The organism is Streptomyces canus, assembly GCF_041435015.1.
Taxonomy (GTDB): Bacteria; Actinomycetota; Actinomycetes; order Streptomycetales; family Streptomycetaceae; genus Streptomyces; species Streptomyces canus_G.
On record NZ_CP107989.1, the window covers coordinates 7,731,428 to 7,751,438 of the forward strand.

Here is a 20,011-nt window from a genome sequence, read left to right on the forward strand (position 1 = left end):
CTGGGAGGGACCCGGCGTCCGAACCGCCTTCTCGAAGGCGGCTGTTACGACGACGCCGGCGGATACAGCGACCTCGGCAGCTGGGAGGCCGCCGCCGAGTCCAGCAGCCACAGGGTGCGGGCCCGGCCACGGGCCCCGGCCGCCGGCGCCTGGATCTCACCCGCGCCGGACAGGGCGATCGCCGCGGCCTGCGCCTTGTCCTCGCCGGCCGCCAGGAGCCAGACCTCGCGCGCCGCGCGGATGGCGGGCAGCGTGAGGGTGACCCGGGTCGGCGGTGGCTTCGGGGCGCCGTGGACGCCGACGACCGTGCGCTCGGTCTCCCGTACCGCGGGGAGCTCCGGGAACAGGGACGCCACGTGGGTGTCCGGGCCCACGCCCAGCATCAGGACGTCGAAGGTCGGGACCGCGCCGTGGTTCTCGGGACCGGCAGCACGGGCCAGCTCCTCGGCGTAGGCCGCCGCCGCGGCCTCGACGTCGTGCCCGAAGGGACCGTCCGACGCGGGCATGGCATGCACACGCTTCAGGTCCAGCGGTACGGCGTCCAGCAGGGCCTCGCGGGCCTGCGTGACATTGCGCTCCGGGTCGCCCTCGGGCAGGAAGCGCTCGTCGCCCCACCACAGGTCCAGACGGCCCCAGTCGACGGCGTCCCGGGCGGGCGCCGCGGCCAGCGCGGCGAGCAGGCCGTTGCCGTTGCGGCCGCCCGTGAGGACCACCGACGCCGAGCCCCGGGAGGCCTGCGCGTCCACGATCTTCGTGATCAGACGGGCCGCGGCGGCCTGCGCCATCAGCTCCTTGTCGTGGTGCACGACCAGCTGCGGGGTGCTCACTTCGCCGCCTTCCCGGACAGCCCGGAGGGGACCGGCTTCAGCGATGCCGACGGCGCCGCTTCCTGCCCGGAAGCTTTCGCAGGGCCCTCGACAGGGGCTTTGACGGCGACTTCCGCGGAGGCTCCGGTTGCGGCCGGCTCCGCGGAGACGGAATCTCCGGAGCCGGGTTCTCCGGCATCGGAGCCAGGTTCTCCTTTGGGGGCCGGTTCCGGAAAGGGAGCCGACGGGTTCAGCCGTTCCACCCCGAACCGCAGCGCGGAGGCGTACGTGTCGTCCGGGTCCAGCCGGCGCAGTTCCTCCGCGATCAGCTCGGCGGTGTCCCGGCGCTTGAGCGCCACCGCACGGTCCGGCTGGCCCTGGATGGAGAGCGTGGCGAGCGAGCCGTCCGCGCGGTCCAGGACGATCGGACCGCTGTCCGTGTGCAGGCGTACGGCCGTGAGACCCGGACCGCCGGACAGCGACCGCTTCACCGGCACGTCCAGCCGGTCCGCCAGCCACATCGCCAGCAGCTCGCAGCTCGGGTTGAACTCCTCGCCCTCCACCTCGACGGCGTCCACCTTGCAGGTGACCTGGTCGAGCGCGGCGGCCAGCATCGAGCGCCACGGCGTGATCCGGGTCCAGGAGAGGTCGGTGTCGCCCGGGGTGTAGGTGTCGGCGCGTGCCGTCAGCTCGCGCACCGGCTGCTCGGAGGAGTAGGTGTCGGTGACCCGCCGCTGGGCGAGCGCCCCGAGCGGGTCCCCGGCCGGGTCGAGCGGTGCGGCCACCGGCCACCAGACGACGACCGGCGCGTCCGGCAGCAGCAGCGGGAGGACGACCGACTGGGCGTGGTCGGCGACTTCGCCGTACAGCCGCAGCACCACCGTTTCGCCGGTGCCGGCGTCGGCGCCCACCCGTACCTCGGCGTCGAGGCGGGACTGGGTGCGGTCACGAGGACTCCTCGACACCCGCTTGATGACCACCAGCGTGCGCGAGGGGTGCTCGCGGGACGCGTCGTTGGCGGCCTTGAGGGCGTCGTAGGCGTTCTCCTCGTCCGTGACGATGACCAGCGTGAGCACCATGCCGACGGCCGGTGTCCCGATGTCCCGGCGGCCCTTGACCAGCGCCTTGTTGATCTTGCTGGCGGTGGTGTCCGTGAGGTCTGTCTTCATGGCCGGCGCCAGCTCCGTCCCTCTCGTGCGAGCATTTCGTCCGCCTCGACCGGGCCCCAGGTACCGGAGGGGTACTGGGCGGGCTTGCCGTGCGTGTCCCAGTACTCCTCGATCGGGTCGAGGATCTTCCAGGACAGCTCGACCTCCTCCGTGCGGGGGAAGAGGTTGGAGTCGCCGAGCAGGACGTCGAGGATCAGGCGCTCGTACGCCTCGGGAGAGGACTCCGTGAACGACTCGCCGTAGGCGAAGTCCATGGACACGTCCCGGATCTCCATCGAGGTGCCCGGCACCTTGGAGCCGAAGCGGACGGTGACGCCCTCGTCGGGCTGGACGCGGATGACGATCGCGTTGGAGCCGAGCTCCTCGGTGGCCGTCGTGTCGAAGGGGGAGTGCGGCGCGCGCTGGAAGACCACCGCGATCTCGGTGACCCGGCGGCCCAGACGCTTGCCGGTGCGCAGGTAGAACGGGACGCCCGCCCAGCGGCGGTTGTCGATCTCCACCTTGATGGCCGCGTACGTGTCGGTCTTGGACCGGGGGTCGATGCCGTCCTCTTCGAGGTAGCCGACCGCCTTCTCGCCGCCCTGCCAGCCCGCCGCGTACTGCCCGCGCACGGTGGCGGTGCCCAGGTCGGCGGGGAGCCGGACGGCGCCGAGCACCTTGGTCTTCTCGGCGGCCAGCGCGTCCGCGTCGAAGGAGGCCGGTTCCTCCATGGCGGTGAGGGCCATGAGCTGGAGCAGGTGGTTCTGGATGACGTCACGGGCGGCGCCGATGCCGTCGTAGTAGCCGGCCCGGCCGCCGATGCCGATGTCCTCGGCCATCGTGATCTGCACGTGGTCCACGAAGGACCGGTTCCAGATCGGCTCGAACATCGTGTTGGCGAAGCGCAGCGCCAGGATGTTCTGGACGGTCTCCTTGCCCAGGTAGTGGTCGATGCGGAAGACCTGGTCCGGGGCGAAGACCTCCTCGACGGTCGCGTTGAGCTCCTCGGCCGACTTGAGGTCGTGGCCGAAGGGCTTCTCGATGACCGCGCGCCGCCAGGAGCCGCTCGACTGGTCGGCCAGCCGGTGCTTCTTCAGCTGCTGGATGACCACGGGGAAGGCCGACGGCGGCACGGACAGGTAGAAGGCGAAGTTGCCGCCGGTGCCCTGCGCCTTGTCGAGTTCGTCGATGGTGTCGCGCAGCCGTTCGAACGAGTCGTCGTCGTCGAAAGTGCCCTGGACGAAGCGCATCCCCTGGATGAGCTGCTGCCAGACCTCCTCGCGGAACGGCGTCCGGGCGTGCTCCTTGACGGCGTCGTGGACGACTTCCGCGAAGTCCTCGTTCTCCCAGTCCCGCCGGGCGAAGCCGACCAGCGAGAAGCCCGGTGGCAGCAGACCCCGGTTCGCGAGGTCGTACACGGCGGGCATGAGCTTCTTTCGTGACAAATCGCCCGTGACGCCGAAGATGACCAGGCCCGACGGCCCCGCGATACGCGGGAGCCGTCGGTCGGCGGGGTCACGCAGCGGGTTGCTGCTCGACAAGAGTTCAGCCCTCCGATGGGGCGAGGCGCTGAAGCTCCGCCTCGGTCGACTTGAGCAGGTCGTTCCAGGACGCCTCGAACTTCTCGACGCCCTCGTCCTCCAGGAGCTGCACCACCTCGTCGTACGAGATCCCGAGCTTCTCGACGGCGTCGAGTTCCGCACGGGCCTGCTCGTACGTACCGGCGACCGCGTTGCCGCGGATCTGGCCGTGGTCCTCGGTGGCGAACAGGGTCGCCTCCGGCATGGTGTTCACCGTGTTCGGCGCCACCAGCTCGTCGACGTACAGGGTGTCCTTGTAGGCCTTGTCCTTGACGCCGGTCGAGGCCCACAGCGGACGCTGCTTGTTCGCGCCGGCGTTCTCCAGCTTCGACCAGCGCTCGCCCGAGAAGACCTCCTCGTACGCCTGGTAGGCGAGGCGCGCGTTGGCGACGCCGGCTTTGCCGCGGGCGGCCTTGGCCTCGTCGGTGCCGAGCGCGTCGATGCGCTTGTCGATCTCGGTGTCCACACGGGACACGAAGAAGGACGCCACGGAGTGGATCTTCGACAGGTCGAGACCCCGCTCCTTGGCCTTCTCCAGGCCGGCCAGGAAGGCCTCCATGACCTCGCGGTAGCGCTCCAGCGAGAAGATCAGCGTGACGTTGACGCTGATCCCGAGGCCGATGACGTCGGTGATCGCCGGGATGCCCGCACGGGTGGCCGGGATCTTGATGAGGGTGTTGGGGCGGTCGACGAGCCAGGCGAGCTGCTTGGCCTCGGCGACGGTCGCCTTCTCGTTGTGCGCCAGGCGCGGGTCGACCTCGATCGACACGCGACCGTCCTGGCCGCCCGTGGCGTCGAAGACCGGGCGCAGGATGTCGGCCGCGTCCCGGACGTCCGCCGTGGTGATCATGCGGATGGCCTCTTCGACCGTGACCTTGCGGGCGGCGAGGTCGGACAGCTGCTGGTCGTAGCCGTCGCCCTCGGAGATCGCCTTCTGGAAGATCGACGGGTTGGTGGTGACGCCCACGACGTGCTGCTGGTCGATCAGCTCGGCGAGGTTGCCGGACGTGATCCGCTTGCGCGACAGGTCGTCCAGCCAGATCGCCACGCCTTCCTCGGAGAGGCGCTTGAGTGCGTCTGTCATGGAATTACATCTCCTACGTGTCGTATGTGAGCGTCAGCGCTGGGCGGCGGCGAGAGATTCCCGCGCCTTCGCGGCCACGTTCTCGCCAGTGAAGCCGAACTCCTGGAAGAGCACCTTGCCGTCCGCGGAAGCACCGAAGTGCTCCAGGGAAACGATGCGACCGGCGTCCCCGACGTACTTGTGCCAGGTAAGGCCGATACCCGCCTCGACCGCGACACGGGCCCTCACGGCCGGCGGCAGGACGCTGTCCCGGTACCCCTGGTCCTGCTCCTCGAACCACTCCACGGACGGCATGGAGACGACGCGCGTCGGCACCCCGTCGGCCTCCAGCTGCTCGCGTGCCTCGACGGCCACGTGCACCTCGGAACCGGTGGCGATGAGGATGACCTCGGGAGTCCCCGTGGAGGCCTCGAACAGGACGTAACCGCCCTTGACGGCGTCCTCGTTGGGCTCGTACGTCGGCACGCCCTGACGGGTCAGCGCCAGGCCGTGCGGGGCACCCTTGCCGAACTCCTTGGTCCAGCGCTTGAGGATCTCGCGCCAGGCGATCGCGGTCTCGTTGGCGTCGGCCGGGCGGACCACGTTCAGGCCGGGGATCGCGCGCAGTGCGGCGATGTGCTCGACCGGCTGGTGCGTCGGTCCGTCCTCGCCGAGGCCGATGGAGTCGTGCGTCCACACGTACGTCACCGGCAGGTGCATCAACGCCGAGAGCCGGACGGCGTTGCGCATGTAGTCGGAGAAGACGAGGAACGTACCGCCGTAGATACGGGTGTTGCCGTGCAGCGCGATGCCGTTCATCTCCGCGGCCATGGAGTGCTCGCGGATGCCGAAGTGGATCGTGCGGCCGTACGGGTCCGCCTCCGGCAGCGGGTTGTCCGCCGGGAGGAACGAACTGTTCTTGTCGATCGTGGTGTTGTTCGAGCCCGCGAGGTCGGCGGAGCCGCCCCACAGCTCGGGGATGACCGCGCCGAGGGCCTGGAGGACCTTGCCGGACGCGGCGCGGGTGGCGACACCCTTGCCGGGCTCGAAGACCGGAATCGAGGACTCCCAGTCCTTGGGCAGCTCACCCGCGGCGATGCGGTCGAACTCGGCCGCGCGCTCGGAGTTGTTGTTGCGCCACTCCTGGAAGGACTTCTCCCACTCGGCCTTCGCCTGACGGCCGCGCTCCAGCGCCTGGCGGGTGTGGTTGATGACCTCGTCGGACACCTCGAAGGACTGCTCCGGGTCGAAGCCCAGCACCCGCTTGGTCGCCGCGACCTCGTCGTCGCCGAGCGCCGAGCCGTGCGCGGCCTCGGTGTTCTGGGCGTTCGGGGCGGGCCAGGCGATGATCGAGCGCATCGCGATGAAGGACGGCTTGTCCGTCACCTTCTTCGCGGCCTCGATCGCGTTGTAGACGGCATGCGGGTCGATGTCGCCGTCCGGCTTCGGGGCGACGCGCTGCACATGCCAGCCGTACGCCTCGTAGCGCTTGGCCGTGTCCTCGGAGACGGCCGTCTCGGTGTCGCCCTCGATCGAGATGTGGTTGTCGTCCCACAGAAGGACGAGGTTGCCGAGCTTCTGGTGGCCGGCCATCGAGGACGCCTCGGCGGAGATGCCCTCCTGGAGGCAGCCGTCACCGGCGATGGCGAAGACGAAGTGGTCGAAGGGGGAGGTGCCCTCGGGGGCCTCCGGGTCGAACAGACCGCGCTCGTAGCGGGCGGCCATCGCCATGCCGACGGCGTTGGCGACACCCTGGCCGAGCGGACCGGTGGTCGTCTCGACGCCCTTGGTGTGGCCGTACTCCGGGTGACCCGGGGTCTTCGAACCCCAGGTGCGGAACGCCTTCAGGTCGTCCAGCTCCAGACCGAAACCGGCCAGGTACAGCTGGGTGTAGAGGGTCAGGGACGAGTGGCCCGCGGACAGCACGAAGCGGTCGCGGCCGACCCAGTCGGGGTCGGCCGGGTCGTGCCGCATCACCTTCTGGAAGAGGGTGTAGGCGGCGGGGGCCAGGCTCATCGCCGTACCGGGATGGCCGTTGCCGACCTTCTGTACGGCGTCGGCGGCCAGGACGCGGGCGGTGTCGACGGCCCGCTGGTCCAACTCGGTCCACTCGAGGTCTGTGGTGGTCGGCTTGGTGCTCACCCTGGGTCAGGGCTCCTCTCCACATGTCACGCATGTCGAAATGCCGGGGCACGGGACGCCCGGCCGTTGTCGAGCCTACCCCCGTAAGTACGTGCGTTTTTTCGAGTCATTCCAGACTGCCGGGCCGCGCGGACATCCGCCTCCCGACTGGCCCGTACCGCATTCGGCAACTGAATACGCAGCCGCTCGTAAGAGTGCTCAACCGAGTGCGCCGGAGCTCTTCCGGGGGCGCCCTCGGACACGACCCGACCCCCGCGAATATCGGGGTATGGGCAACGTCTACAGTGGCGTGGTACGCGCGAGCCTTTACCGGGACTTCACACGGGTGAGGCTTGCTGGGATGTCTCTGTAGGGGTGTGCGTGACGGCCGTCGAATCCCGTCCAGCGGGTGTGCTCGGTGCGAGCCAGAGCCCGGTTCACCGGCCGTTCGGGGCCCGTGTCAAGGCGTTCGTGGCGCTGACCAAGCCTCGGATCATCGAGCTGCTGCTCATCACCACCGTTCCGGTGATGTTCCTGGCGCAGCAGGGTGTGCCGGACCTGAAGCTGGTCCTGCTCACCTGTGTCGGCGGCTACCTCTCGGCCGGCGGCGCCAACGCGCTCAACATGTACATCGACCGCGACATCGACGCGCTCATGGACCGCACCTCGCAGCGTCCACTGGTGACCGGCATGGTGTCGCCGCGCGAGTGTCTGGCCTTCGGCATCACGCTGGCGGTCGTCTCGACGCTGCTGTTCGGACTCGCCGTCAACTGGCTGAGCGCCTGGCTCTCCCTCGGCGCGCTCCTCTTCTACGTCGTCGTCTACACGATGATCCTCAAACGCCGTACCTCGCAGAACATCGTGTGGGGCGGCATCGCCGGCTGCCTCCCGGTCCTCATCGGCTGGTCGTCCGTCACGAACTCCATGTCGTGGGCGCCGATCATCCTCTTCCTGGTCATGTTCTTCTGGACGCCTCCGCACTACTGGCCGCTGTCGATGAAGGTGCGCGAGGACTACGCGCGCGTGGGCGTGCCGATGCTGCCGGTGGTCGCCTCCAACAAGGTGGTCGCCCGCCAGATCGTCATCTACAGCTGGGTGATGGTCGCGGTCTCGCTGCTGCTGACGCCGCTCGGCTACACCGGCTGGTTCTACACGGCGGTCGCGCTGCTCGCGGGCGGCTTCTGGCTGTGGGAGGCGCACGGGCTGCAGAACCGCGCCAAGGCCGAGGTGACGGGCGCGAAGCTCAAGGAGATGCGGCTGTTCCACTGGTCGATCACCTATGTGTCGCTCCTCTTCCTCGCGGTGGCGGTCGACCCCTTCCTGAGGTAAGGGTCACGTCGCCGTTCCCTCTACCCGTCGGTAGCATCCTGGTCATGGCAGACACGCAGCAGGTTGACGCGAAGGCCGCGCGCAAGGTCGCCCGGCTCGCCAAGCAGATCAGCGCCTTCTCCAAGGAGCACGGCGGCGCCGAGGGCCAACTGGCCTACATCGGTGAGCGCGGCACCCGGATCGTCCTCGTCGGCGAGGACGGCGGCTGGGGCGACCTGGTGGCCCCCTCGTACGAGATCGCCGAGAAGGCCGTCGAGAAGTCCGGCATCACGGTTCACGAGGAGTTCGACGGCGAGTTCGCCGCGAAGGTGAGGACGGGGCCGTACGAGTGGACCCGGATGGCGGGCATCCAGGTCGGCGGCCCGAGCAACGGCTGATCAGACGCGCCCCGAAGGCGCGCGGGGCTTTGTCGACGTGCGGCTCCGCCGCGTGGGTGCGATCAGCCACGACGGGCCCGCCGTCGCGCGAAGGGCGGTGCCGTCCCTCACGGCGGGCGAAACGGCTCAGCCCGCGGAGCGCTTCGCACGGGGTGTGTGACACCAACACCTGATGCCCCGTTCACCCGTTAGGACCTGTGAGCAGCGACACGGTCCAGCAACGGGGAGCCCGGATGATCGAAACGCCGTCCCTCGTGGACCAGTACTGCCACGGCGTACTGAGGACGGAGCTGGGTCTCGGCACCTTCGAGACCCAGCTGGCCCGCACCGAGGGCCCGCCCGCCCCGGGGACCACGCTGTTCGACACCCAGACGGGTTTCGCCGTACGACGATGGTGCCCGCCCCTGCTCGGCCTGGAACCGCACTGTCCGCCCGCCCGCTATCTGGCCCGGCGCCGCGAGCTGGGCGTACTGGAAGCGGGCCGCAGGCTGCTGCGCGGCAGTGGAATCACGACGTATCTGGTCGACACGGGACTGCCTGGCGACCTCACCGGCCCCGCCGAGCTGGCCTCCGCCGCGGACGCCGAGGCCCGCGAGATCGTGCGCCTGGAGCTCCTCGCCGAACAGGTCGCCGACACCTCCGGCACCGTCGAGTCCTTCCTCGCCAACCTCGCCGAGTCGGTGCACGGAGCCGCCGCGAGCGCGGTCGCCTTCACGTCGGTGGCGGGGGTACGGCACGGCCTGGCACTCGCGCCCGAGCCACCCGGGCCGGGAGAGGTGCGGGGCGCGGCGGGCCGATGGCTGGCGGGCCGCCGGGTGGGCGGCGAACTGTCCGACCCCGTTCTGCTACGACACCTGCTGTGGATCGCGGCCGCCTCGGGCCTGCCCCTCCAGCTGCACGCCGGGCTCGGCGAACCGGGTCTGCGCATCGACCGCACCGACCCGGTGCTGCTCACCGACTTCGTCCGGGCCACCGCGGGCCTCGGCACCGACCTCGTCCTTCTGCACAGCTACCCCTACCACCGGCACGCCGCCCATCTCGCCGGCGTCTTCCCCCACGTCTACGCCGACTCCGGAGCCGCCCTCGTCCGCACCGGCGCCCGCGCGGCTACCGTCCTCGCGGAGATCCTGGAACTGGCCCCCTTCGGCAAGATCGTCTTTTCCAGCGGGGCCCACAGCCTGCCCGAACTGCATGTCGTGGGCGCCCACCTGTTTCGCGAGGCGCTGGCCCGGGTCCTGGGCGGCTGGGTCACGGAGGGGGCCTGGTCACTGGCGGACGCGCAGCGGGTGGCCGGCCTGATCGCGGCGGGGAACGCGCGCAGGGTGTACGGACTGGAGTGAGCTGTACAGGATGGGTGCATGCAGACAGAGGTGTTACTGGACCGCTTCCTGACCGGGCTCGCCCCGCTCGCCCCCGTCGCCGTCTGGGCCCACGGCTCCCTCGCGGGCGGTGACTACCAGGAGGGCCGCAGCGACCTGGACCTGATCGCCGTACTGCCCTCGCTGACACCCCGCACGGTCTGGCGGCTGGCGAAGGCGCACGCCCGGCTGCGGGCCGAGCCGCTGTCCGGGCAGCTGCACTGCACCTATCTGACGCCTTCGGCCGATCCGGGCCGCCGCCACCTCACCTGGGCGCACGAGGAGCTGTTCAAGCGGCCGGTCACCCAGGTGACCCTGCGCGAACTGCACAGCTTCGGACGGGTGCTGCTGGGGAAACCGCCCGCCGAACTGCTGCCGCCGGTATCGGACCGCGAGCTCGCCGACTTCATCGTCCGTGACCAGCGCGACTTCTGGCGCCCGGCCCTCGACAACGCCCCGCTGTGGACCCGGGACGTGTGGGTCGACGGGGGGCTGCTGACCTTCGCCCGCGCGAGCGTCACGCTGGGGGAGGGGCGACTGATCAGCAAGCGCGAGGCGCTGGAACTGCTGCCGGGGCTCGGGGCGCCGGTGGAGGTCGTCGAGGACATCCGGAGGCGCCGCTACGGCGAGCCCGGCGAACCCGCCGTCGAGAACAGGGCGGCGCTGACCCGCGGCTACCTGGGCCCGGCGATCGACGAACTGGTGGCGGCGTACGACTGAGCCGGGACCTCGGCCGGCTCACCCTCGGACCGCTCCCGCAGGGCCAGTAGGACACGCAGGACCGCGATCCACACCAGGGCCGAGCCGAGCATGTGCAGGCCGACCAGGAACTCGGGCAGGTCGGTGAAGTACTGGACGTAGCCGATGACGCCCTGGGAGAGGAGGACCAGGAAGAGCTCGCGGGTGCGGTGCAGGGGGCCCTTGGGGGCGTCGACCGCCTTGAGGATGAACCACAGGGCGAAGGTCAGCGACACCACGATCCAGGCCAGGACCGCGTGCACCTTGCTCACCGTCTCCCAGTCCAGCGGCATCCGCTCGACCTCGCTGGAGTCACCGGCGTGCGGTCCGGCGCCGGTCACGACGGTGCCGACGAGGATCAGCAGGGCGGCGGCCGCGACCAGGAACCACACCAGCTGCTGCACCGGCTTGCCGACCAGCGGACGGGGTGCCGTGTCGCCCTCGCGGGTGCGCTGCCACATCACCGCGGCGACCGTGATCAGGGCCGTCGTCGCCACGAAGTGGGCCGCGACCGTGTACGGGTTCAAGCCCACGAGGACGACGATGCCGCCGAGGATCGCGTTGCTCATCACGATCCAGAACTGCGCCCAGCCCAGCCGGGTCAGGCTGCGCCGGTACGGCTTCTCGGAGCGCGCGGCGATGATCGCCCATCCGACGGCGGCACACAGCACGTAGGTGAGCATCCGGTTGCCGAACTCGATGGCACCGTGGAAGCCCATCGCGCTGGTCGCGGTCAGCGAGTCGTCCGTGCACTTGGGCCAGGTCGGGCACCCGAGACCCGACCCGGTCAGCCGCACCGCCCCGCCGGTGACCACGATGACCACCGCCATGACGAGCGCGGCGAGGGCCGCCCGCTGAACCGTCCGGGAAGTCGGGGTCCAGCGTGCGGCGATGAAGGCGAGCGGGTTGCGGACGGCCGCTACGGCGTCGGCGCGGGTCAGGTTCGGCACGCGTTCCATCGTAGGGGGCCGCTTGTGCACGCGTTCACGAGGGCCCCCTACTCCCAGCGGAAGAAGCGTCCGGCCAGGGCCAGACCCGCCACGGCCCACACCGCCAGAATCCCCAGGTCGCCCCACGGCGTCCCGGCCCCGTGCTGCAGCACGTCCCGCAGGCCGTCCGACAGGGCGGTGATAGGCAGCAGACCCAGGACGTCCTGGGCGCCTGAAGGGAACTTGGACAGGGGGACCATCACTCCACCGCCCACCAGCAGCAGGAGGAAGACGAGGTTCGCCGCCGCCAGGGTCGCCTCCGCCTTCAGGGTGCCTGCCATCAGGAGGCCGAGGCCCGAGAACGCCGCCGTGCCCAGGATCAGCAGGAGCAGCACGGACAACGGATTGCCGTGCGGTGACCAGCCCAGCGCGAAGGCGACCGCGGTCAGCAGGATCACCTGGAGGATCTCCGTCACCAGGACCGATGCCGTCTTCGCCGTCATCAGGCCCCAGCGGGGGAGCGGGGAGGAGGCCAGACGCTTCAGGACGCCGTATCGGCGTTCGAAGCCGGTCGCGATCGCCTGGCCCGTGAAGGCCGTCGACATGACCGCGAGGGCGAGAACGCCGGGGGTGAGGAAGTCCACCGCCTTGCCCTCGTCCGTGTCGATGATGTCCACCGAGCTGAACAGGACCAGCACCAGGGTCGGGATCACCACCGTCAGCAGGAGCTGCTCGCCGTTGCGCAGGAGCATCTTCGTCTCCAGGACCGCCTGGGTCGCGATCATGCGTCCCAGCGGCGCCGCGCCCGGCTTCGGGGTGTACATACCGGTGGCCGTCACGCGCGCAGCTCCTTGCCCGTGAGTTCGAGAAAGACGTCTTCCAGGGTGTGCCGTTCCACCGAGATCTTCTCCGGCATCACGCCGTGCTGGGCGCACCAGGACGTCACCGTCGCCAGCAGTTGCGGGTTGACCTTGCCGACCACCCGGTAGGAGCCGGGGGTCAGCTCCGCCGCCGAGGAGTCGGCGGGGAGGGCCTTCAGGAGGGAGCCCACGTCGAGGCCGGGGCGGCCCATGAAACGCAGGGTGTTCTCGGCGCCGCCCCGGCACAGCTCCTCCGGGGAGCCCTGGGCGATGACCCGGCCGCCGTCGATGATCGCCACGTCGTCGGCGAGTTGCTCGGCCTCGTCCATGTAGTGCGTGGTGAGGATGACCGAGACGCCGTCCGCGCGCAGGTCGCGGACCAGGTCCCAGGTCGAGCGGCGGGCCTGGGGGTCCAGGCCGGCGGTCGGCTCGTCCAGGAACACCAGCTCCGGGCGGCCCACGACGGCCATGGCGAGCGCCAGCCGCTGCTGCTGGCCGCCGGACAGGCGCCGGTACGTCGTCCTGCCGCAGCTGCCGAGGCCCAGGCGCTCGATCAGCGCGTCCACGTCGAGGGGGTGTGCGTGGAGCTTGGCCACGTGCCACAGCATCTCGTCGGCCCGGGCGCCCGAGTACACGCCCCCGGACTGCAGCATCACGCCGATCCTCGGGTGCAGCTCACGGGCCTGCCGCACCGGGTCGAGGCCCAGGACCCGTACCGTGCCGGAGTCCGGCCGCCGGTATCCCTCGCAGGTCTCGACCGTCGTCGTCTTGCCCGCGCCGTTGGGCCCGAGTACGGCGGTCACGCCCGCCCGGGCCACCAGGTCGAGGCCGTCCACGGCGGTCTTCGTGCCGTACCGCTTCACCAGGGCGTGGACCTGGACCACGGGCTCACTTCGCATGGGCCCGAGTCTAGGTTCGCCACCCGCGCCGCAGACGGGCGGGTGCAGGATCTCCACCCGGACCTCCTCCCAGGGCGTTCCGGGGGGTGTCCTCCCGTGGCCGGTGCAGCGGCAGCCACCGCTGCGCGTACCGCACGGCCTCCGCCACCGGGAACAGCCGAGCGTCGGCCGCGCCCACCCTCCCCCGTACGACGACGGCCCGGTCGCGCTCGAAGTCGTGGCCCAGTTCGTCGAAGCGGTCCGAGGTGATCGAGACCTCCGTCACCACCTCCCACCCGTCCGGTCCCGGGCGGCCGACCCTCACCAGCGGGGTCGGGACGCGGTACTCGGCGAGATGGAAGCTCGTGCAGGTGTCGTAGCCCGCGCCGAGGAGCAGCACGCGCGCGTGGAGGTCCTCGAGGCGGGCCAGCGGGCTGTGCTCGCCGAGGCGGCAGTCGGGGGCGTGTCCGTCCAGGACCGCGTGCGCGCGGGGGCCTATCGCCGCGAAGGAGGTCTGCGGGTGCGCGCTGCGCCGGGCGCCGGGCCAGGTGCGCACCGTCTCCGGGATCACCCCGACCCCGCGCGAGGGCGTGACGAGGGGGTCGTAGGCGGGCATGGTCGCCCGGATCGTGTCCCACCACTCCTCGGGCACCGGCGGGTTGCTCCACACCGCCGGGTCGGAGAGGTCGCCGGTCTGGGTGGGGACCACGAGTGTGCCGTCCGGGCCGAGGGTGTCGAGCAGTCCCTGGACCACCGCTACCGGGCCTCCGCAGACCCAGCCGAGGGCGCTCAGGGAGGAGTGCACGAGGAGGATCTCGCCGCTGCGGACCCCCAGCTCGCGCAGCTGCCCCGCGAGGGTGTCGCGGGTGACAAGTGGGCCGGTGGGAGGTGGTATCGGCATGGTTCCGCAGTGTCCCTGACAGGGCCGCGACATGCCACCGGTTTGATCGATCAAAGATCGTTCTCCCAGGTCAGGTTAGGGATGCCTAAGTGATGCAGGGCACCGTCCACCGGATGGGACACGGCTTGCCCGGTCCTGAGGAATTACGCAACAATGGCGTTGTGAAAAACGTCGGCGAGGTTCGGGAGACCCCCACGGGGGCCCCTCAGGAGGAGCTCGCGACCGGTGAGCGGTCCACCCGCAACCGCGTCGCGCGATCCATCCTGGACCACGGCCCGTCGACCGTCGCAGAGCTGGCCGGCCGACTGGGCCTCACCCATGCGGCCGTACGACGTCATCTGGACGCCCTGGCGGCCGACGAGGTCGTGGAGGCGCGGGAGCAGCGGGTGTACGGCGCGCGGACGCGTGGCCGTCCCGCCAAGGTCTTCGCGCTCACCGACTGCGGCCGGGACGCCTTCGACCAGTCGTACGACAAGCTCGCCGCGGACGCCCTGAGCTGGATCCAGGAGCGGTTCGGCGGGGATGAGGCGGTCGTCGCCTTCGCACGCGCGAGGATCGCCGCGCAGGCCGAGGAATACCGCAAGGCCGTCGAGTCCGCCGCCCCCGAGGAGCGCACCGAAGCCCTGGCCAAGGCCCTGAGCGCGGACGGGTACGCTGCTACGGCGCGGAGCGCACCGGTCGGCGAGCAGCTCTGCCAGCACCACTGCCCGGTGGCCCATGTCGCTGAGAAGTTCCCCCAGCTCTGTGATGCGGAGACCGAGATCTTCTCCCAGCTGCTCGGAACGCACGTCCAGCGACTGGCGACCATCGCGCACGGCGACGGCGTCTGCACGACGTTCATCCCCAAGATTTCCCAGACCACTGATAACGCATCCGCAAGTACCGCCGGGAGGAACCCCGCATGACACTCCCCATCGAGGAGACCGCCCACCCTGAGCTCGAGGGTCTGGGCAACTACGAATACGGCTGGGCCGACTCCGACGTGGCTGGTGCCTCTGCCAAGCGCGGTATCAACGAGGACGTCGTCCGGGACATCTCCGCCAAGAAGAACGAGCCGGAGTGGATGACCAAGCTCCGTCTCAAGGGTCTGCGCCTGTTCGGCAAGAAGCCCATGCCGAACTGGGGATCGGACCTCTCCGGCATCGACTTCGACAACATCAAGTACTTCGTGCGCTCCACGGAGAAGCAGGCGGAGTCCTGGGAGGACCTGCCCGAGGACATCAAGAACACGTACGACAAGCTCGGCATCCCCGAGGCGGAGAAGCAGCGCCTCGTCGCCGGTGTCGCGGCCCAGTACGAGTCCGAGGTCGTCTACCACCAGATCCGCGAGGACCTGGAGGAGCAGGGCGTCATCTTCCTGGACACCGACACGGCCCTGAAGGAGCACCCGGAGCTCTTCAAGGAGTACTTCGGCACCGTCATCCCCGTCGGCGACAACAAGTTCGCGTCGCTGAACACCGCGGTGTGGTCCGGCGGCTCCTTCATCTACGTGCCGAAGGGCGTGCACGTGGAGATCCCGCTCCAGGCCTACTTCCGTATCAACACGGAGAACATGGGCCAGTTCGAGCGGACGCTGATCATCGTCGACGAGGACGCCTACGTCCACTACGTCGAGGGGTGTACGGCCCCGATCTACAAGTCGGACTCCCTGCACTCCGCGGTGGTCGAGATCATCGTGAAGAAGGGCGCCCGCTGCCGCTACACGACCATCCAGAACTGGTCGAACAACGTCTACAACCTGGTCACCAAGCGCGCCGTGGCGTACGAGGGCGCGACCATGGAGTGGATCGACGGCAACATCGGCTCCAAGGTGACGATGAAGTACCCGGCCGTCTACCTGATGGGCGAGCACGCCAAGGGCGAGACCCTGTCCATCGCCTTCGCGGGCGAGGGGCAGCACCAGGACGCCGGCTCCAAGATGGTCCACATGGCGCCGAACACGTCCTCCAACATCGTCTCGAAGTCCGTGGCGCGCGGTGGCGGCCGTACGTCCTACCGCGGTCTCGTCGAGATCGGCGAGGGCGCCCACGGCTCCAAGTCGAACGTGCTGTGCGACGCGCTGCTGGTCGACACCATCTCCCGCTCCGACACGTACCCCTACGTGGACGTCCGCGAGGACGACGTGTCCATGGGCCACGAGGCGACCGTCTCCAAGGTCTCCGAGGACCAGCTCTTCTACCTGATGAGCCGTGGCCTGAGCGAGTTCGAGGCGATGGCGATGATCGTGCGCGGCTTCGTCGAGCCGATCGCGAAGGAACTCCCCATGGAGTACGCCCTTGAGCTCAACCGGCTGATCGAGCTGCAGATGGAAGGCGCGGTCGGCTAAGACCGGTCTCCCCGCAAGCAGCTAGCGAATTCCGACGTAGGAAAGAGAGCAGACCGACAGCCATGGCTGAGGCTCAGAACATTCCGGTGGGATCCACCACCGCCGGCCAGATCGCGGTGGCCGCCGAGTCGACCGTCGCCACGCGCATGAGCGCGCCCCCGTCCTTCGACGTGGCGGACTTCCCGGTCCCCCACGGCCGCGAGGAGGAGTGGCGGTTCACGCCGCTGGAGCGGCTGCGCGGGCTGCACGACGGCTCCGCGGTCGCCACCGGCGACGGCGTGAAGGTCGACATCGCGGCCCCCGAGGGGGTCGTGATCGAGACCGTCGGCCGCGACGACGCCCGCCTCGGCAGGGCCGGCACCCCGGTGGACCGCATCGCCGCCCAGGCGTACTCGGCGTTCGAGAAGGCCGGCGTGATCACCGTCCCCAAGGAGACGGTCCTCACCGAGCCGATCCGGATCGCCGTGCACGGCGAGGGCGGGACCACCTACGCCCACCAGGTCGTGGAGCTCGGAGCCTTCGCCGAGGCCGTCGTCGTCATCGACCACACCGGTGACGCCGTACTCGCCGCCAACGTCGACTACGTCCTGGGTGACGGCGCCAAGCTGACCGTCGTCTCCGTCCAGGACTGGGACGACAAGGCCGTGCACGTGGCCCAGCACAACGCGCTGATCGGCCGGGACGCCACCTTCAAGTCCTTCGTGGTCACCTTCGGCGGCGACCTCGTCCGGCTGCACCCCCGCGTCGCCTACGCCGGCACCGGCGGCGAGGCCGAGCTGTTCGGCCTGTACTTCACCGACGCCGGCCAGCACCAGGAGCACCGCCTCCTCGTCGACCACAACACCCCGCACTGCAAGTCGAACGTCGCCTACAAGGGCGCGCTCCAGGGCGAGGGCGCCCACGCGGTGTGGATCGGTGACGTGCTCATCGAGGCCAAGGCCGAGGGCACGGACACGTACGAGATGAACCGCAACCTCGTCCTCACCGACGGCGCCCGGGTCGACTCCGTGCCGAACCTCGAGATCGAGACCGGCGAGATCGTCGGAGCCGGCCACGCGAGTGCGACCGGCCGCTTCGACGACGAGCAGCTCTTCTATCTGATGGCCCGCGGCATCCCGGCCGACGAGGCCCGGCGCCTCGTCGTCCGCGGCTTCTTCGCCGAGCTGGTCCAGCAGATCGGCGTCGACGACATCGAAGAGCGCCTTCTCGTGAAGATCGACGAGGAGCTGGAGGCCACAGTCTGATGGCCTATGTACGCGCCTGTGGGCTGAGCGAGCTGGAGGAGGACACCCCGAAGCGGGTGGAACTCGACGGCACGCCGGTCTCGGTCGTGCAGACCGAGGGGGAGGTGTTCGCGATCCACGACATCTGCTCGCACGCGAACGTCTCGCTCTCCGAGGGCGAGGTGGAGGACTGCCAGATCGAGTGCTGGCTGCACGGCTCCAGCTTCGACCTGCGCACCGGCAAACCGTCCGGCCTTCCCGCGACGCGCCCCGTCCCCGTATACCCAGTAAAGATCGAAGGGGACGATGTGCTCGTCTCCCTTTCCCAGGAGTCCTGAGGCACCCATGGCAACGCTTGAAATCCGAGACCTGCACGTCACCGTCGAGGCCGACAACGCCACGAAGGAGATCCTCAAGGGCGTCGACCTCACCGTGAAGCAGGGCGAGACGCACGCCATCATGGGCCCCAACGGCTCCGGCAAGTCGACGCTCGCCTACTCGCTCGCGGGTCACCCGAAGTACACCATCACCGGCGGCACCGTCACCCTCGACGGCGAGGACGTCCTGGAGATGTCCGTCGACGAGCGCGCCCGCGCGGGCCTGTTCCTGGCGATGCAGTACCCGGTCGAGGTCCCCGGCGTCTCCGTGTCCAACTTCCTGCGCACCTCCGCCACCGCCATCCGCGGCGAGGCCCCCAAGCTGCGGACGTGGGTGAAGGAGGTCAGGGAGACCATGGAGCGTCTCAACATGGACCCGGCCTTCGCCGAGCGCAACGTGAACGAGGGCTTCTCCGGCGGTGAGAAGAAGCGCCACGAGATCCTCCAGCTCGAGCTGCTCAAGCCGAAGGTCGCGATCCTCGACGAGACGGACTCCGGCCTCGACGTCGACGCCCTGCGCGTCGTCTCCGAGGGCGTCAACCGCGTCCGTGAGACCGGCGAGGTCGGCACCCTGCTGATCACGCACTACACGCGCATCCTGCGCTACATCAAGCCCGACTTCGTCCACGTCTTCTCCGGCGGTCGCATCGTCGAGTCCGGCGGCGCGGAGCTCGCCGACAAGCTGGAGAACGAGGGCTACGAGGCATACACGAAGGGTGGCGTATCCGCGTGACGCAGCTGCCGGGCCTCCTCGACACAGAGGCGATCCGCAAGGACTTCCCCATCCTGGACCGCCAGGTCCACGACGGTAAGAAGCTCGTGTACCTGGACAACGCGGCGACCTCGCAGAAGCCGCGCCAGGTGCTCGACGCCCTGAACGAGTACTACGAGCGCTACAACGCCAACGTCCACCGCGGTGTGCATGTGCTCGCCGAGGAGGCCACGGCGCTGTACGAGGGCGCGCGCGACAAGGTCGCCGCCTTCATCAACGCGCCGAGCCGCGACGAGGTGATCTTCACCAAGAACGCCTCCGAGTCGCTCAACCTCGTGGCGAACATGCTGGGCTGGGCCGACGAGCCCTACCGGGTGGACCACGAGACCGAGATCGTCATCACGGAGATGGAGCACCACTCCAACATCGTGCCGTGGCAGCTGCTCGCGCAGCGCACGGGCGCGAAGCTGAAGTGGTTCGGCCTGACCGACGACGGCCGGCTCGACCTGTCCAACATCGACGAGATCATCACCGAGAAGACGAAGATCGTCTCCTTCGTGCTGGTGTCGAACATCCTGGGCACGGTCAACCCGGTCGAGGCGATAGTGCGCCGCGCGCAGGAGGTCGGCGCGCTGGTCTGCATCGACGCCTCGCAGGCCGCGCCGCACATGCCGCTGGACGTACAGGCCCTCCAGGCCGACTTCGTGGCCTTCACCGGTCACAAGATGTGCGGCCCGACGGGCATCGGCGTGCTCTGGGGTCGCCAGGAGCTCCTGGAGGACCTGCCGCCGTTCCTGGGCGGTGGCGAGATGATCGAGACCGTGTCGATGCACTCGTCGACGTACGCCCCGGCGCCGCACAAGTTCGAGGCGGGCACGCCTCCGATCGCGCAGGCGGTCGGTCTGGGCGCCGCGATCGACTATCTGAACTCGATCGGCATGGACAAGATCCTCGCCCATGAGCACGCGATCACCGAGTACGCGGTGAAGCGCCTGGCGGAGGTCCCGGACCTCAGGATCATCGGCCCGGCCACGGCCGAGGACCGGGGCGCGGCGATCTCCTTCACGCTCGGCGACATCCACCCGCACGACGTGGGCCAGGTCCTCGACGAGCAGGGCATCGCGGTCCGGGTCGGTCACCACTGCGCGCGGCCGGTCTGCCTGCGGTACGGAATTCCCGCGACCACGCGAGCGTCGTTCTATCTGTACTCCACGCCGGCCGAGATCGACGCACTGGTCGAGGGGCTGGAGCACGTACGGAACTTCTTCGGCTGAAGGGCGTGCTG

19 protein-coding genes are annotated in these 20,011 nt (G+C 69.7%); 10 read left to right on the forward strand and 9 right to left on the reverse strand.

The annotated features are described in order from the left end of the window. Nucleotides 1–44: 44 nt before the first annotated feature. From pgl to tkt, 5 genes are read right to left on the reverse strand one after another with little or no spacing between them, the layout of a single operon-like run. The gene (gene pgl, locus OG841_RS35260) at nucleotides 45–827 is read right to left on the reverse strand and encodes a 6-phosphogluconolactonase (RefSeq protein WP_371568216.1); all 783 of its coding nucleotides are present in this window, start codon (nucleotides 825–827) and stop codon (nucleotides 45–47) included. Beyond that, the gene (opcA, locus tag OG841_RS35265) at nucleotides 824–1,975 is read right to left on the reverse strand and encodes a glucose-6-phosphate dehydrogenase assembly protein OpcA (RefSeq protein WP_328637689.1); all 1,152 of its coding nucleotides are present in this window, start codon (nucleotides 1,973–1,975) and stop codon (nucleotides 824–826) included. The genes pgl and opcA overlap by 4 nt, the downstream gene beginning before the upstream one ends. Beyond that, nucleotides 1,972–3,495 (reverse strand): glucose-6-phosphate dehydrogenase, encoded by a 1,524-nt coding sequence (gene zwf / locus OG841_RS35270; protein ID WP_328637688.1) that lies wholly within the window; start codon nucleotides 3,493–3,495, stop codon nucleotides 1,972–1,974. The genes opcA and zwf overlap by 4 nt, the downstream gene beginning before the upstream one ends. Nucleotides 3,496–3,499: 4 nt before the next feature. Next, entirely contained in the window at nucleotides 3,500–4,618 is a 1,119-nt protein-coding gene (gene tal / locus OG841_RS35275) for a transaldolase (RefSeq protein ID WP_328637687.1), read from the reverse strand. A 33-nt stretch (nucleotides 4,619–4,651) separates the two neighbouring features. Continuing rightward, nucleotides 4,652–6,739: a transketolase gene (gene tkt / locus OG841_RS35280; protein WP_328637686.1), complete on the reverse strand. Its 2,088-nt coding sequence runs from the start codon at nucleotides 6,737–6,739 to the stop codon at nucleotides 4,652–4,654. A gap of 354 nt (nucleotides 6,740–7,093) precedes the next feature. Between tkt and OG841_RS35285 the strand changes: the two genes are divergently transcribed. The 4 genes from OG841_RS35285 (at nucleotide 7,094) to OG841_RS35300 (ending at nucleotide 10,502) form a co-directional block, all read left to right on the forward strand. Further along, nucleotides 7,094–8,047, forward strand: a complete 954-nt coding sequence (locus tag OG841_RS35285) for a heme o synthase (protein WP_328637685.1) — start codon at nucleotides 7,094–7,096, stop codon at nucleotides 8,045–8,047. A 44-nt stretch (nucleotides 8,048–8,091) separates the two neighbouring features. Next, nucleotides 8,092–8,424 (forward strand): hypothetical protein, encoded by a 333-nt coding sequence (locus OG841_RS35290; RefSeq protein WP_328637684.1) that lies wholly within the window; start codon nucleotides 8,092–8,094, stop codon nucleotides 8,422–8,424. 233 nt (nucleotides 8,425–8,657) lie between these two features. Then, nucleotides 8,658–9,764: an amidohydrolase family protein gene (locus tag OG841_RS35295; protein ID WP_365117831.1), complete on the forward strand. Its 1,107-nt coding sequence runs from the start codon at nucleotides 8,658–8,660 to the stop codon at nucleotides 9,762–9,764. An 18-nt stretch (nucleotides 9,765–9,782) separates the two neighbouring features. Then, nucleotides 9,783–10,502, forward strand: a complete 720-nt coding sequence (locus tag OG841_RS35300) for a nucleotidyltransferase domain-containing protein (RefSeq protein ID WP_365117828.1) — start codon at nucleotides 9,783–9,785, stop codon at nucleotides 10,500–10,502. On the opposite strand, the gene OG841_RS35305 is transcribed toward OG841_RS35300, so the two are convergent. Genes OG841_RS35305 through OG841_RS35320 form a run of 4 tightly spaced genes read right to left on the reverse strand, consistent with a single transcriptional unit; the run spans nucleotide 10,457 to nucleotide 14,088 of the window. Further along, on the reverse strand, nucleotides 10,457–11,479 hold the full coding sequence (locus OG841_RS35305; protein ID WP_328637681.1) for a COX15/CtaA family protein: 1,023 nt from the start codon (nucleotides 11,477–11,479) through the stop codon (nucleotides 10,457–10,459). The two genes, OG841_RS35300 and OG841_RS35305, sit on opposite strands and share 46 nt — an antisense overlap. Before the next feature lie 38 nt (nucleotides 11,480–11,517). Further along, nucleotides 11,518–12,288, reverse strand: coding sequence for an ABC transporter permease (locus tag OG841_RS35310; RefSeq protein WP_328637680.1), 771 nt, complete (start codon nucleotides 12,286–12,288; stop codon nucleotides 11,518–11,520). After that, on the reverse strand, nucleotides 12,285–13,208 hold the full coding sequence (locus tag OG841_RS35315; RefSeq protein ID WP_365117823.1) for an ABC transporter ATP-binding protein: 924 nt from the start codon (nucleotides 13,206–13,208) through the stop codon (nucleotides 12,285–12,287). Before OG841_RS35315 ends, OG841_RS35310 begins: the two co-directional genes overlap by 4 nt. 10 nt (nucleotides 13,209–13,218) lie before the next feature. Then, nucleotides 13,219–14,088, reverse strand: coding sequence for an aminoglycoside N(3)-acetyltransferase (locus OG841_RS35320; protein WP_365117820.1), 870 nt, complete (start codon nucleotides 14,086–14,088; stop codon nucleotides 13,219–13,221). Between the two features lie 161 nt (nucleotides 14,089–14,249). Between OG841_RS35320 and OG841_RS35325 the strand changes: the two genes are divergently transcribed. From OG841_RS35325 to OG841_RS35350, 6 genes are all read left to right on the forward strand, one after another. Continuing rightward, on the forward strand, nucleotides 14,250–14,993 hold the full coding sequence (locus OG841_RS35325; RefSeq protein WP_328637677.1) for a helix-turn-helix transcriptional regulator: 744 nt from the start codon (nucleotides 14,250–14,252) through the stop codon (nucleotides 14,991–14,993). Continuing rightward, on the forward strand, nucleotides 14,990–16,414 hold the full coding sequence (sufB, locus tag OG841_RS35330; protein ID WP_266566365.1) for a Fe-S cluster assembly protein SufB: 1,425 nt from the start codon (nucleotides 14,990–14,992) through the stop codon (nucleotides 16,412–16,414). The genes OG841_RS35325 and sufB overlap by 4 nt, the downstream gene beginning before the upstream one ends. A gap of 62 nt (nucleotides 16,415–16,476) precedes the next feature. Next, the gene (gene sufD, locus OG841_RS35335; protein ID WP_365117815.1) at nucleotides 16,477–17,658 is read left to right on the forward strand and encodes a Fe-S cluster assembly protein SufD; all 1,182 of its coding nucleotides are present in this window, start codon (nucleotides 16,477–16,479) and stop codon (nucleotides 17,656–17,658) included. Beyond that, nucleotides 17,658–17,975, forward strand: coding sequence for a non-heme iron oxygenase ferredoxin subunit (locus tag OG841_RS35340; RefSeq protein ID WP_328637675.1), 318 nt, complete (start codon nucleotides 17,658–17,660; stop codon nucleotides 17,973–17,975). Before sufD ends, OG841_RS35340 begins: the two co-directional genes overlap by 1 nt. Before the next feature lie 7 nt (nucleotides 17,976–17,982). After that, on the forward strand, nucleotides 17,983–18,747 hold the full coding sequence (sufC, locus tag OG841_RS35345; protein WP_059206187.1) for a Fe-S cluster assembly ATPase SufC: 765 nt from the start codon (nucleotides 17,983–17,985) through the stop codon (nucleotides 18,745–18,747). Continuing rightward, a complete protein-coding gene (locus OG841_RS35350; protein WP_328637674.1) occupies nucleotides 18,744–20,000 on the forward strand; it encodes a cysteine desulfurase in 1,257 nt (418 codons plus the stop codon). Before sufC ends, OG841_RS35350 begins: the two co-directional genes overlap by 4 nt. Nucleotides 20,001–20,011 lie beyond the last annotated feature (11 nt).